The organism is Azospirillum sp. UENF 112521, assembly GCF_058780665.1.
The window spans coordinates 2,462,547-2,476,214 of record NZ_JBSNCI010000002.1 but is presented as its reverse complement, the minus strand read 5'-3'; the positions used below and the strand labels follow the sequence as shown (position 1 = coordinate 2,476,214).

The following is a 13,668-nucleotide window of genomic DNA, read 5'->3' as shown; positions in this document are numbered from 1 at the left end:
CTTCAGCTAATCTTGCCCAGCGCCGGCCGGACGCGGCCAAGGCTAAGTTGCGTCACTGCGGCGGAATGACGCGTGACTTGCGGCAACTGCGAAAAGACTTGCGGCGTTGCGGGAAAGCGTCAGTCCTCGCCGACGCGCTGGCTTTCCTGATAGCGGAAAGGGTTGGCCGGATAGACGCCCAGGATCTTCACCTCGCGGGCGAAGAAATCCAGCTCCTCCAGGGCGAGGCGCAGCGGGCGTTCGTCGGGATGGCCCTCGACGTCGGCGTAGAACTGGGTCTGGGTGAAGTGGCCGCCGACCATGTAGCTTTCCAGCTTGGTCATGTTGATGCCGTTGGTGGCGAAGCCGCCCAGCGCCTTGTAGAGCGCGGCCGGCACGCTGCGGACACGGAAGACGAAGGTGGTGATCGTCTTGCAGGAGCCCAGCGCCGGCAGCTTCGGCTCGCGCGCCAGGATCAGGAAGCGGGTGGTGTTGTGGGTGGCGTCCTCGATCCCGCTCTTCAGGATGTCGAGGCCGTAGATCTCGGCGGCCAGCGAAGAGGCGATGGCGGCATGGCGCGGGTCGTTCATCGCCGCGATCTCTTTCGCGGCGCCGGCCGTGTCGGCATGGTTGATCGCTTGCAGGCCCAGGCCGCGGATGGCGGTCTGGCACTGCGACAGCGCCTGGATGTGGCTGCGCACGGTCTGGATGCTGTCCAGCGTGGCGCCCTTCGGCGCCAGCAGCTGGTGGTTCACCCGCTGGAAATGCTCGCCGATGATATGCAGGCCGCCTTCCGGCAGCAGATAGTGGTTGTCGGCGACGCGGCCGGCGATGGAGTTCTCCACCGGGATCATCGCCAGCGACGCCCGCCCGTCGCGCACGGCGGAGAAGGCGTCCTCGAAGGTGGCGCAGGGCATCGTCGTCATGGTCGGCCGCGCGTTGCGGCAGGCCAGATCGGAATAGGCGCCGGGGAAGCCCTGGAAGGCGATGATGTTGGACGTGCCCATGAGCGGAATTCCCCCGGCGGATCTTGAATAAAAGACCGACTGTGTCGGATGTCAGCCGGCTTGACGGCTGGAGAGGAGGGCGCAGGCGCGCTCCAGGTCGGCGGGAGTATCGACACCCAGCGGAACCGCGTCAACGACCGCCGCGTCGATGCGCATGCCGTTCGACAGGGCGCGCAGCTGCTCCAGCCGCTCGCGCTGCTCCAGCACCGACGGCGGCAGCGACACGAACCGCTCCAGCGCCGCCCGGCGGTAGGCGTAGAGACCGATGTGGTGGTAGAGCGGCCCGTCGCCGGTCGGCGCGGTGGCGCGGGTGAAATAGAGCGCGCGGCCCTGGCGGGCTCCGGCCGGCAGCTCCAGCACCGCCTTCACCACATTGGGGTTGGTCCGCTCCTCCTCCCGCGTGATCTCGGCCACCAGGGTGGCGATGTCGACCTCCGGGTCGGCCAGCGGGGCGAAGGCGGCGCGCACGCTCTCCGGCTCGATGGTCGGCAGGTCGCCCTGCACATTCACCACCGCATCGTGCCGCCCCTCCGGGTCGATCAGCTGCAGCGCCTCGAAGATGCGGTCGGAGCCCGAGGGATGGTCGGGGCGCGTCAGCACCGCGGTGCCGCCGGCGGCCTCGACCGCGCGGGCGATCTCAGGCTCGGCGCAGGCGACCACCACCGGGCCGATCTCCGCCTCCATGGCGCGGCGCAGCACATGGACGATCATCGGCGCGCCGAGGATGTCGGCCAGCGGCTTGCCGGGCAACCTGACGGAGGCCATGCGTGCCGGGATCACCACGACCGGGTTAGCCGGGCGGGCGACGGAGATGCTGGCGGGGGCGGCGGTCGGCATGGCGCGGAAACTCCGGTGGGAAGGTCCGGTGGGTCAGGGAATCGGGACGCTTGGATTCGTGACGCTTTTCTGGCGCGGGTGAACCACGGACGCCGGGGCGGCGTCAAGGGGCGGCATCGGGCGATGGCATGTCGGACGGTGCGAGAGCCGCCAGGGGGCCGCAGCGCCTGCCTTCCGGCTGTTTTGCGATGCAGCGTAATGCGCAAGCAAATTAAGTGGTTGGTGACTGCGACAAATTTGTATGCGACCTTTTTTCGCGGTCCGCCGGGCTATGAGAAGCTTCGGACCGCGGGCTATGGTAGCCGCGGCGCGTTCAGCCGCGGGCGGGAGAAACGCCGAGTGTACTGAAATTAGGGAACAAAGGGGCTCATCAATGAGCATGGAGTGGAACAAGGTTTTCGGCGCCGTGCTGCTGGCCGGGCTGATCGCGATGCTGGCCGGATTCGCGTCCAAGGTGCTGGTTCATTCTAAGCCGCTCGAAAAGAGCGTCTATGTCGTCGCGACGCCCGAGGGGGCCAGCGCGCCCGCCGACAAGGGTGCCGCTCCCACCGGTCCGGCGCCGATCGCGCCGCTGCTCGCCGCCGCCAGCCCGGAGGCCGGCCAGAAGGTGGCCAAGGCCTGCGCGGCCTGCCACAGCTTCGACAAGGGCGGCGCCGCCAAGGTCGGTCCGAACCTGTTCGGAATCGTCGGCGGTCCGAAGGGCCACATGCAGGGCTTCGCCTACTCCGACGCGCTGGTCAAGACCGGGGGTACTTGGACCTATGACGAGCTGAACAAGTTCCTCTATGACCCGAAGGGCTATGCTCCGGGCACCAAGATGACCTTCGCCGGCCTCAAGAAGGATGACGACCGCGCGGCCGTCGTCGCCTACCTGCGCTCGCTGGCCGACAGCCCGCAGCCGCTGCCCCAGTAACCGCCTCCAGTACCAGGGTACCGGGCGCCGCCGCGGCCGGAAGAAAAAAAGCCCCGCTCTCGCAAGAGGCGGGGCCTTTTGTTTGTCCGGATCGGCACCCGGCCGGCGAAGCGCCGGGCTTACCGCCGCAGGCTGCGGGCGATCTCCAGATAGTCGGGATCGTTTTCCGGCGTCAGCCGGCCATGGCGGATCAGGAAATCGGCCACCACAAGGGTCACGTTGAACTTCCACTCGCCGCTGCCGCGCACCGACTCCGCCACCTTGTCGAGCGGCCAGAGTTCGAAGCTCTCCACCTCGCCATCCGTGTTGACGGGGGTGAGGCCGGGCGGAAGCTCCAGATCGTAGACGAACAGGCGGTCGCGCTTCAGCCCGGCCGCCGTCTCCATGGTGTAGCTGATGGCGCCGACCGGCACGGCGCGCCGCGCGGTCTCGGCGTCGAGCCCGGCCTCCTCCGCCGCCTCCTTCTCCAGATTCTCGGCCAGGCTCAGGCCGATGGGCTGGCCGCCGGCGATCAGGTTGTCGAGCTGGCCCGGTGCCACCTCGCGGTCCTTGGCGCGCCGGCCGACCCATAGCAGAAGTCCGCCGGCCCCATTACCGGCGGAGTCGTCGCGGACGAAGCCGTTGATGTGCAGGCCGTAGGCCTCGATCCCGAAGGCACCGACGGCGGCACGGTCCAGCCGGGCCAGCGGCTCCGCCCCCCAGCGCGGCAGGACCGGGTAATATTCGCCGCGCAGCGCCTTGACCGTTCCCTGTTCCACCAGATAGGCGGCGGCATGGTCGAGCAGGGTGGAGCGCGCCTCGAAATCCCGGATCTCGGGCGCGATGGTCAGCCGGTTGGCGGTGACGACGAAGCCGGGATCGACCCCGGGCAGCGCCTCGGCCAGGGCATGGCGCACCCAGCCCACGGTGTGGCCGTCCAGCTCGAACGGGCGGAAGCCGGACAGGTCGTGCGCGTTGCACGCGCGGATGTGATCGAGGAAGCTCATGCCGTCCATCTAAGCGGGGCGGACGGGCCGGTGCAACCGCTCATCCAGAGCATGGGCCAGGGCATGAGCCAGGGCCGTGTGCACCCTCGTATATTTGGACATCTTGCGCGTCCCTGGTTGCCATCGTACACAGGTCGGGTCACGAAATGACCGTCGGCAGCATTCCGCCGGCCGGTCGCTCAAGCGAAAGGGCGGGGCGTGATGACTGACCGGTCGGCTGAGAGCGCTGCGGCAGGCAAGACGTCAGGCGAGACGGGGACGCCGTTCGGCGCCCTGTCGGTCCTGGTGGTCGAAGACGAATCCTTCACCCGCATGGTGCTGGCGAAGATGCTGGGCACGCTGGGCGTCAAGGCGGTCCATCAGGCCGCCGACGGCGAGTCGGGACTGGCGGTGGTCGCCGCCCACGCGCCCGACCTGGTGCTGTGCGATGTGGAAATGCAGCCGATGGACGGATTCGGTTTTGTCCGCGCTCTGCGCACCAGCGGCGAGTCGCGCCACAGCAGCCTGCCGGTCGTGTTCATGAGCGGCCGGGTCGACGACGACCGCAAGGCGCAGGCGCGCGACAGCGGCGCCCACGCGGTGCTGGCCAAGCCCGTCACCCCTGCGACCCTGCGCGAGGCGTTGAGCATCGGGGTGAAGGGCTGGCAGCCGGCCTGAGAGGCCATGCTGAGAGGCTGTCCGGCGGAAGGGCTGCCGGCACCGTGCGAAACTCCGGCTTGCCGCCGGAGATTGCTGCCGCCACTGGGGGCAAGCGGGGGCCGCAGGCCTGCCTTTAAAATTTCCCACCCCGTGGCAAGCGTGCCAAGCCATTGAAACAATTCGGTAATCCAGCGGTAACCCTCCACCGTGCCGCGTTGACGCCCCATCCTCACCCAATTTCCGCCTTGTTGATGGGCACGATTGGGACGCAACATGACCTCAAGGAAGTGTTGGGGGATTTGTTGCGAGGCCGTGGCCGACACTGCGGCAGACCGCAAGTCTCTCAACCGGATATTGTTAAGGTTTGGAGTTCAGTATCGACGGTAAATCCCTGCGCCGTGCTTGGTCGAGGCGGCGCGTCTGCTTGAGGAGGCCGATGGCGTGACAAGGAGCGCCCGATGGAACCCGCTTGGGTCGCATCGCACTGGGCAGTTCTTCCCGATCGGACGGGCAACGACGATTGCCGCCGGTTCCACGCCGTCACCTTCCGACACCGTCACACCTCTTTCCCCGAACCTTCCGACGCATGCGCGGCCGATACGCGCGTGGGTTGAGCAGGTGCGCTCGCCGCACCCACACCGGCCGCAGGACCTAGGTCCTATGGCTGAGGCCAGCTTCACCGCGGGCTTTCCGGCTATGGAGCCTGAGTGCCTGGAAAGCTCCAGGTGGAGCATTACATTCAAAAATGACTCGTTCGGGGGTCGCCGCGTCACGAGACGGACCTCTCCCGGCCTTCACAGGACCGTTCCTTACACCAGACCGCTGGCTTCTATCGCTGAGCGGGGAGGCTGCGGACCCTGCGCGGTCCGCGCCTTCCCTGGAGTGCCCCTTGGATCGCGGCATGCGCCGCGCCCTGCCGCCGCAGCCACCGGCGGCCCCCCGGCGCATCGGACCAGATAAGACGGAGCGACGAATGTTCCCGGCCGACGAACTGTTCACGCGCTACACGCAGAATTACGAGACCCGCCGCGAAACCGAGATGTCCTTGATGGACTATCTCCAGCTGTGCCGCGACGACCCGATGTCCTACGCCTCGGCCTCCGAACGCATCCTCGCCGCCATCGGCGAACCGGAGGTGGTCGACACGGCCCGCGACCCGCGCCTGGGCCGCATCTTCATGAACCGGACCATCAAGGTCTATCCCGCCTTCTCCGAGTTCTACGGCATGGAAGAGACGATCGAACGGATCGTCGGCTTCTTCCGGCACGCAGCACAAGGGCTGGAGGAGCGCAAGCAGATCCTCTACCTGCTGGGCCCGGTCGGCGGCGGCAAGTCGTCGCTGGCGGAACGGCTGAAGTCGCTGGTGGAGAAATGCCCGATCTATGTGCTGAAGGCCGGCAAGGAGATCAGCCCGACCTTCGAAAGCCCGCTCGGGCTGTTCAACCCGGACGAGATCGGCGACGAGCTTGAGGAGCGCTTCGGCATCCCCAAGCGCCGCCTGACCGGGCTGATGAGCCCGTGGGCGGTCAAGCGCCTCGACGAGTTCGGCGGCGACATCAACCGCTTCAAGGTGGTGAAGCTCCACCCCAGCAAGCTGCGCCAGATCGGCGTCACCAAGACCGAGCCGGGCGACGAGAACAACCAGGACATCTCGTCGCTGGTCGGCAAGGTCGACATCCGCAAGCTGGAGATCTACAGCCAGAACGATCCCGACGCCTACAGCTTCTCCGGCGGCCTGAACCGGGCGACCCAGGGCATGCTCGAATTCGTCGAGATGTTCAAGGCCCCGATCAAGATGCTGCACCCGCTGCTGACCGCGACGCAGGAGGGCAACTATGTCGGCTCGGAGAACATCGGCGCCATTCCCTTCCAGGGCGTGATCCTGGCCCACTCCAACGAGGCGGAGTGGCAGACCTTCAAGAACAACAAGAACAACGAAGCCTTCATCGACCGCATCTGCGTGATCAAGGTCCCCTACTGCCTGCGGGTGGCGGAGGAGCAGAAGATCTACGAGAAGCTGGTCAACGGCTCCGACCTGTCGACCGCGCCCTGTGCGCCGGCGACGCTGGAGATGCTGGCGCGCTTCTCGGTGCTGTCGCGGCTGCGCGAGCATCCGAACAGCAGCGTCTACAGCAAGATGCGGGTCTATGACGGCGAGAGCGTCAAGGAGACCGATCCCAAGGCCAAGTCGATGCAGGAGTACAAGGACCAGGGCGGCGTCGACGAGGGCATGGGCGGCATCTCCACCCGCTTCGCCTTCAAGGTGCTCGCCTCGACCTTCAACTACGACTCGACCGAGATTTCGGCCGATCCGGTGCATCTGATGTATGTGCTGGAGCAGGCGATCCGCCGCGAACAGTTCCCGGAGGAGACGGAGAAGAAATACGTCGAGTTCATCAAGGCCGAACTCGCCCCGCGCTACGCCGAGTTCATCGGCAACGAGATCCAGAAGGCCTATCTGGAATCCTACTCCGACTACGGCCAGAACCTGTTCGACCGCTATGTCGATTATGCCGACGCCTGGATCGAGGATCAGGACTTCAAGGATCCCGACACCGGCCAGCTGATGAACCGCGAGCTGCTGAACCAGGAGCTGACCAAGATCGAGAAGCCGGCGGGCATCGCCAACCCGAAGGACTTCCGCAACGAGGTGGTGAAGTTCGCGCTGAGGGCGCGGGCGGCCAACTCCGGCCGCAACCCGTCCTGGACTTCCTACGAGAAGATCCGCGAGGTGATCGAGAAGCGGATGTTCAGCCAGGTCGAGGACCTGCTGCCGGTCATCAGCTTCGGCTCGAAGAAGGACGGCGACACCGAGAAGAAGCACACCGAGTTCGTCTCGCGCATGATGACCCGCGGCTACACCGAGCGGCAGGTCCGCCGGCTGGTCGAGTGGTACATGCGGGTGAAGCAGGCGGGCTGAGGCCGGCGGGTCGGGACAGCTGGACCGGGGGGGACGCTTAATTGCCGCGGGGCGGGGTGTTGCAACGCCCCGCGGCAACCCCACTGTCATAGAAAGCTGTCAGGATCCTAAGGCCGCGTGACGAAACGGGTGGGAGGGCCAGCCCCTTGATGAACATCATCGACCGTCGCCTGAACCCGCAGGGCAAGAGCCTGGCCAACCGCCAGCGTTTCCTGCGCCGTGCCAAGGAACAGGTTGTCAAGGCGGTCCGCGACGCCTCGGGAAAACGGGGCATCCAGGATATCGAGAACGGCGAGAAGGTGACGATCGCCGCCGGCGGCGTGCGCGAACCGTCCTTCCACCGTGCTGCCCAAGGCGGGGTGCGCGACTATGTCGTGCCCGGCAACAAGGAATATGTGGAAGGCGACACCATCCAGCGCCCGGACGGCGGCGGCGGTGGCCGCGGCAGCGAGGGCAGCGCCGACGGCGAGGGCGAGGACGAGTTCCGCTTCGTCCTGTCGCGCGACGAGTTCCTCGACATCTTCCTGGAGGATTCTGGAGCTTCCCGATCTGGTGAAGCAGAAGGTCAAGCAGTCGGAATCGCACACGCTGACGCGGGCCGGCTATTCGGTGTCGGGGTCGCCCGCCAACCTGAACCTGGTCCGCACCATGCGGAACAGCCTGTCGCGCCGCATCGCGCTGAAACGCCCGAAGCGCGACGAGATCCGCGAACTGGAGGAGATGCTGCGCGAGGCCGAGGAGGCCGGCGAGGACGCCACGCAGATCCAGGCGTTGCGCGAACAGCTGGAACACATCGTCCTGCGCTCGCGCCGGATTCCCTTCATCGACCCGATCGACGTCCGCTACAACCGGTTCGAGACGGTGCCGAAGCCGATCGCCCAGGCGGTGATGTTCTGCCTGATGGACGTGTCCGGCTCGATGACCGAGCACATGAAGGATCTGGCCAAGCGCTTCTTCATGCTGCTGTATCTGTTCCTGCGGCGGCGCTACCGGTCGGTCGACATCGTCTTCATCCGCCACACCCACGAGGCCAAGGAGGTGGACGAGGAAACCTTCTTCTATTCCACCGAGACCGGCGGCACCGTGGTGTCCACCGCGCTGGAGGAGATGCAGAAGGTGGTGCAGGAGCGCTACCCGCACAATGAATGGAACATCTATGCCGCCCAGGCGTCGGACGGCGACAACATGTCGTCGGACAACGCCAAGTCGGCGACCCTGCTGCGCGACGTGATCCTGCCGATGTGCCAGTATTTCGCCTACATCGAGGTGGCGGCGGAACACAACATGGGCCTGTCGGCGCTGGGCCGCGAAACCGAGCTGTGGCGCACCTACAAGCAGGTGCAGAGCCCGGAACGCCCGCTGGCGATGCGCCGCGTCCGTTCCCGCCGGGAAATCTTCCCGGTCTTCCGCGAGCTGTTCGCCCGCGAGAAGGCGGGAGCGTAAGGGGCGCCTGAGGGGATACAGGGAAATCACCGCCCTCATCCCCCACAGGGGGCAGAGGGGCGGCAGGGGGAGATCGAGAATGACCGCTGTGATCACCAGACCCGAGGCGCTGCTGTATGACGGCGTCGAGTGGGATTACGACAAGATCAAGCGCGTCTATGACGCCATCGAGCACATCGCGCTGAAGGAGATGGGCCTCGACGTCTATCCCAACCAGATCGAGGTCATCACCGCCGAGCAGATGCTCGACGCCTATTCGTCCATCGGCATGCCGCTGATGTACAAGCACTGGTCCTTCGGCAAGCATTTCGCCCGCGACGAGATGATGTACCGCAAGGGCTATCGCGGCCTGGCCTATGAGATCGTCATCAACTCCAGCCCCTGCATCAGCTACATCATGGAAGAGAACACCATGACGATGCAGACGCTGGTGATCGCCCACGCCGCCTTCGGCCACAACCATTTCTTCAAGAACAACCAGCTGTTCCAGCAATGGACCGATGCCCAGGGCATCCTCGACTATCTGGAATTCGCCAAGACCTACATCGCCCATTGCGAGGAACGCTACGGCCATGCGGCGGTGGAGCGGGTGCTGGACGCCGCCCATGCGCTGATGAGCCAGGGCGTGCACAAATACCCGAAGAAACGGTCCGACCTGCGGACCGAGCAGCGGCGCGAGCGCGAGCGGCAGGAATATCAGGACCAGACCTTCAACGATCTATGGCGCACGGTGCCCAAAACCGCCGCCGGCCCGCGCCCGGCCAAGTCGGTGTCGGAGCGCAAGAAGCTGCTGGGCCTGCCGGAGGAGAACATTCTCTATTTCCTGGAGAAGAAGGCGCCGCGGCTGGAGCATTGGCAGCGCGAGCTGTTGCGCATCGTCCGCCACATCTCGCAATATTTCTATCCGCAGAAACAGACCAAGGTGATGAACGAGGGCTGCGCCACCTACGTCCATTACCAGATCATGAGCCGCCTGCACGAGACCGGCCAGATCAGCGAGGGCGCCTTCCTCGAATTCCTGCACTCGCACACCTCCGTCGTGTTCCAGCCGGAATTCGACGACAAGCGCTTCTCCGGCCTGAACCCCTATGCGGTCGGCTTCGCGATGATGCAGGACATCGCCCGCATCGCCGAAAAGCCGACCGACGAGGACCGCCAGTGGTTCCCCGACCTCGCCGGCCGCGGCGACGGCATGGCGGCGGTGCGCGAGGCCTGGGCCAACTTCCGCGACGAGAGCTTCATCCTCCAGTATCTCAGTCCGCACCTGATGCGGAAGCTGAAGCTGTTCAGCGTGCGCGACGACGCAGAAGACCCCTATCTGCTGGTCGATCACATCCACAACGAGCGCGGATACCGCGACATCCGCAAGAAGCTGGCCCGCCAGTACGATTTGGGCTACCTGGAGCCGGACATCCAGATCGTCGACGTCGATCTCGCCGGCGACCGCAAGCTGATCCTGCAGCACCGCGTCACCAACGGCGTGCTGCTCGACGAGAGCGACGCCAAGGCGGTGCTGCGCCACATCGCCAATTTGTGGGGCTACGAGGTGCAGCTGATCGAGGTGTCGGCGATCTCCGAGGCGATCCTGAAGGAGCATGCCGTCACCGCGCCCAGCGGGATCGGCGTAGGCTGATGCCTTGCCCTCTTCCCCGGCCGCCGCGGGCCGGGGAGGGGGGCCGCGTGGCTCCGGCGGACGCGACCTTTGCATCGGGCTCCGCTACACTTCCGGCCGATGGAGCGGCGGGGGGAGGCGATGGCGGACGATCTGCTGGGTGGAGAGGGTCCGGTCGGGCTGGTGAAGGCGCGGCACGGCTTGATGATGTACCGGCGCACCGACAGCGTCGTCGGCCGGTCGCTCGGCTATTACGCTGAATATTTCGAGCAGGAGGTCGCCCTGTTCCGCCAGTGCGTCCGGGCCGGCGACCGGGTGATCGACGTCGGCGCCAACATCGGCGCCCACACGGTGGCGCTGGCGCGGCTGGTCGGCCCCGCCGGCCGGGTGCTGGCGCTGGAGCCGGTCGATGCCAACCACCGGCTGCTCTGCGGAAATCTTGCGCTGAACGGGCTGGACTGGGCCGACGGCGTGCTGGCCGCCGCCGGGGCTGCCGACGGCATGCTGCACCTCGCCGCGGTGGCGATGGACAGGGACGGCAATTACGGGGCGCTGTCGCTCGACGCGCTGGCGGGGGACCGGCCGGTGCCGGTGCACCGGCTGGACGGGCTGTGCCGTGAGGGGGCGGGCCGCATCCGCCTGGTCAAGATCGACGTCGAGGGCATGGAAGCGGAGGTTCTGGAGGGCGCCCGTGGCCTGATCGCCCGCGACCGGCCGGTGCTGTATGTGGAGAACGACCGTCCCGACAAGTCGACCGCGCTCATCCGCCTGCTCGGCGAGCTTGGTTATGCCTGCTACTGGTATCTGCCGGCCTTCCACAATCCGGCCAATTTCGCCGGGCGGTCGGAGGCGATCTTCGGCTATGGGCTGGTCGACACCGGGACGGAGATCCACGGGCTCGGCATGGGGATCAACCTGTTCTGCCTGCCGGCGGAAGCGGGGGCGCGGATCAACGGCCTGCTGCCGGTCGCCGGCCCGGACGAGCATCCGCTGGTGCGCGGCCACAACCGGCGCTTCGTCGGTGGCTGACGGCGCGGTGCGGGCGCGAGGACGGCCGCATCAGTGCTCCGGTTCGGGCTTGATGCCGGCGTCCTTCATGGCGTGCATCAGGTCCAGCATCACGGTGCTGATGTCGGGAAAGGACAGGGCCACCGCGTGGCGGTCGGGATCGAGGCGCACCACATGGGCGATCTGCCGGCCGCCGACCCGATGGCCGGATTTGTCCGGGCGGCTTGTTTCCGGGTTGGCCGTTTCCGGGATGTCCGGGCAATGCAGTTCCAGCCGCAGCTTGCCGCCGACGGCATGAGCGAACTCCCCCGGCGGCAGATCGACCAGCAGGCCGCGGGTCGACCAATTGATCGTGGTGCAGCGCCGGCCCTCCGCCTCCACCGCCAGGACCGGGTCCATGTAGCGGATGGCACGGCGGCGTTCGATCCCGTTCGGCGGCTTGGCGCCGACATCGTGCTGGTCGAGCTTGCGTTTGGCCGCCTGCTTGGTGCGCTCGTCCACCCCGTCCTTGCTGGTCATCAGCGTCGCCTGCACGCGCCGTTCGACGCCGTGGCGGAACTCGTCGTCGGCACCGAACCGCAAGGCCTTGGCGAAATGGTCCTTCGCCTGGGTCAGCAGCGCGTTGCGCCCCTTCTCGTCGCCGCGATGGCCGCAGCGTTCGGCCTGGACCAGCAGCGAATCGACGCTGCGCTGGTAGGCGCCGCGCTGGTAGACGCGGGACAGCTCGCGGAACTCGGCGGCGCGCAGGCTGGGGAATTCCCGGGTCTTCAGCAGCCCGGCCAGCCCCTCCGCCAGCGAGTCGACATGGGCGGGATCGCCGGTTTCCGCCTCCCGGCGCAGGATCCGCACCGCCTCCTCCGCCTTGCGAAGCAGCTGATCTTCCAGTTTGCGGCGCTGGTCGGCGTCCATCACGGGCATGGCGCGGCCCTCCACAGGGGCGGTCTCAACAGGATAGCTCAACTCGTGGGATGCGTCAGCGGCCGGCTATGGTTAACGGGACAGTTGAGGGGCGCCCCAGTAGGATCGGACCGGATTTTCATTTGCCGGCCGACGGCCTTCTTATCTGTGAGGACAAACGGAATCGGCGGCGGGGAGCGGACAGGCGATGGGGAAGGACAGGAACGGGGCGGCCGGGGCGGATCCCGAAGTGGCGGTGCTGACCGTGGCGCTCGCCGGCCTGCTGGAGGAGGACAGCGCAAGCCCGGCCCCGGCGTCCACGGCGCTCGTCGCCATCGCCCGCGGCCGGGGCGCCGATGCGGAACCGGTGCGGACGCTGGTGCTGCGGCGGAAGGGGAGGCACAGCGGGGCGGCGGGCGAGGATTTGGCCGACCGGCGCGCCCTGGTCTACAGCCTGACCAAGACCATTCTCGCCGCAGCCGTGCTGCGGCTGGTCGCCCGCGGCGTTGTCGAGCTGGATGGGCCGGCGGAGCGCTGGCTGCCGGAACTGGCCGGACGGCAGGGATCGGTCACCGTGGCGCAGATCCTGACCCACCGAGCCGGACTGCCGGATTATGGCGGGCAGGCCGACTATCACGCCGCCGTCGCCGCCGGTGCGACGCCTTGGAGCGGCGACGAGTTCCTGGCCCGCTGCGGCGTTGCCAGGGGGGAGGGACCGCCGGTCGGCAGCTTCGCCTATTCCAACATCGGCTATCTGCTGATCGGCCGGCTGCTGGAGCGGGCGGGCGGCGCTCCGCTGGCGGAGATTCTGGGGCGCGAGGTCTTCGCGCCGCTCGGCCTCGCCAGCGCGTCGCTGCTGCGTGACCGCGCCGACCTCGACGGGCTGTTCTTCGGGCCGAGCCCGGCCTTCGGCGGGGCTGCGGTGGCGGAGGCCTATCATCCCGGCTGGGTGTCGCATGGGGTGGTGGCGATGACGGCGGCGGACGCCTGCCGCCTCATTCATGGTCTGGCCGAGGAGTATCTGCCGGGCCCGTTGCTGCGGCGCATGCGCGATGGGCTGCCGGTCGGCGGGCCGATGGGCGGGCGGCCCTGGGTCGAGCCGTCCTATGGGCTGGGGATGATGGTGGAGCTGGACCCGGCGGCCGGTCCCTATTGGGGCCATACCGGCGGCGGTCCGGGGGTGACGCCGGCGGCCTACCATGCGCCGGGGCCGGTCCCGGTCTCCGTCGCCGTCCTTCTGGATGGCGAGGACGGGGCGCTGGCCGAATGGATGGCGGTGGAGGTGCTGCACCGGCTGCGCAGTCGTTAAGGGAGCGCGCGCTACAGCCTCCGCTTGTTCATCTCCCGCTTGTTCATGGGGGTCGCGATCCCATCTCCTCTCCAGGGGACAATTCCCCGCTTCCCGGCGTAGGCTCGGGGGAGAAGAC

At 67.3% G+C, this 13,668-nt stretch carries 10 protein-coding genes and 1 pseudogene; 7 read left to right on the top strand and 4 right to left on the bottom strand.

The window, feature by feature from the left end; translation table 11 throughout:
* Positions 1-119: 119 nt before the first annotated feature.
* Together ACWPN8_RS14110 and ACWPN8_RS14105 are read right to left on the bottom strand one after the other, a co-directional pair.
* A complete protein-coding gene (locus tag ACWPN8_RS14110) occupies positions 120-986 on the bottom strand; it encodes a prephenate dehydratase (RefSeq protein ID WP_098739012.1) in 867 nt (288 codons plus the stop codon).
* Positions 987-1,037: 51 nt separating this feature from the next.
* Positions 1,038-1,823 carry a 3-deoxy-manno-octulosonate cytidylyltransferase gene (locus ACWPN8_RS14105; protein ID WP_109445394.1) on the bottom strand — a complete coding sequence of 262 codons (786 nt, stop codon included), beginning with the start codon at positions 1,821-1,823 and terminating at the stop codon, positions 1,038-1,040.
* 373 nt (positions 1,824-2,196) lie between these two features.
* Between ACWPN8_RS14105 and ACWPN8_RS14100 the strand changes: the two genes are divergently transcribed.
* Positions 2,197-2,736 carry a c-type cytochrome gene (locus tag ACWPN8_RS14100; protein WP_109445395.1) on the top strand — a complete coding sequence of 180 codons (540 nt, stop codon included), beginning with the start codon at positions 2,197-2,199 and terminating at the stop codon, positions 2,734-2,736.
* A gap of 119 nt (positions 2,737-2,855) precedes the next feature.
* On the opposite strand, the gene ACWPN8_RS14095 is transcribed toward ACWPN8_RS14100, so the two are convergent.
* Positions 2,856-3,722, bottom strand: coding sequence for an NUDIX hydrolase (locus ACWPN8_RS14095; protein ID WP_492241175.1), 867 nt, complete (start codon positions 3,720-3,722; stop codon positions 2,856-2,858).
* 201 nt (positions 3,723-3,923) lie between these two features.
* On the opposite strand from ACWPN8_RS14095, the gene ACWPN8_RS14090 reads away from it, so the two are divergent.
* From ACWPN8_RS14090 to ACWPN8_RS14070, 5 genes and pseudogenes are all read left to right on the top strand, one after another.
* Positions 3,924-4,379 carry a response regulator gene (locus ACWPN8_RS14090; RefSeq protein ID WP_247872910.1) on the top strand — a complete coding sequence of 152 codons (456 nt, stop codon included), beginning with the start codon at positions 3,924-3,926 and terminating at the stop codon, positions 4,377-4,379.
* 955 nt (positions 4,380-5,334) lie between these two features.
* Positions 5,335-7,281 (top strand): PrkA family serine protein kinase, encoded by a 1,947-nt coding sequence (locus ACWPN8_RS14085; RefSeq protein ID WP_098739016.1) that lies wholly within the window; start codon positions 5,335-5,337, stop codon positions 7,279-7,281.
* 149 nt (positions 7,282-7,430) lie between these two features.
* Positions 7,431-8,724, top strand: a pseudogene (locus ACWPN8_RS14080) (YeaH/YhbH family protein).
* 79 nt (positions 8,725-8,803) lie between these two features.
* Entirely contained in the window at positions 8,804-10,357 is a 1,554-nt protein-coding gene (locus ACWPN8_RS14075) for a SpoVR family protein (RefSeq protein WP_109445398.1), read from the top strand.
* A 120-nt stretch (positions 10,358-10,477) separates the two neighbouring features.
* Complete coding sequence (locus ACWPN8_RS14070; RefSeq protein WP_492241174.1) at positions 10,478-11,365, top strand: FkbM family methyltransferase; 888 nt, start codon at positions 10,478-10,480, stop codon at positions 11,363-11,365.
* Positions 11,366-11,395: 30 nt separating this feature from the next.
* Here the strand turns inward: ACWPN8_RS14070 and ACWPN8_RS14065 are convergent, their stop codons facing one another.
* A complete protein-coding gene (locus tag ACWPN8_RS14065) occupies positions 11,396-12,262 on the bottom strand; it encodes a hypothetical protein (protein ID WP_492241173.1) in 867 nt (288 codons plus the stop codon).
* A gap of 187 nt (positions 12,263-12,449) precedes the next feature.
* On the opposite strand from ACWPN8_RS14065, the gene ACWPN8_RS14060 reads away from it, so the two are divergent.
* Entirely contained in the window at positions 12,450-13,550 is a 1,101-nt protein-coding gene (locus tag ACWPN8_RS14060) for a serine hydrolase domain-containing protein (protein ID WP_492241172.1), read from the top strand.
* Positions 13,551-13,668 lie beyond the last annotated feature (118 nt).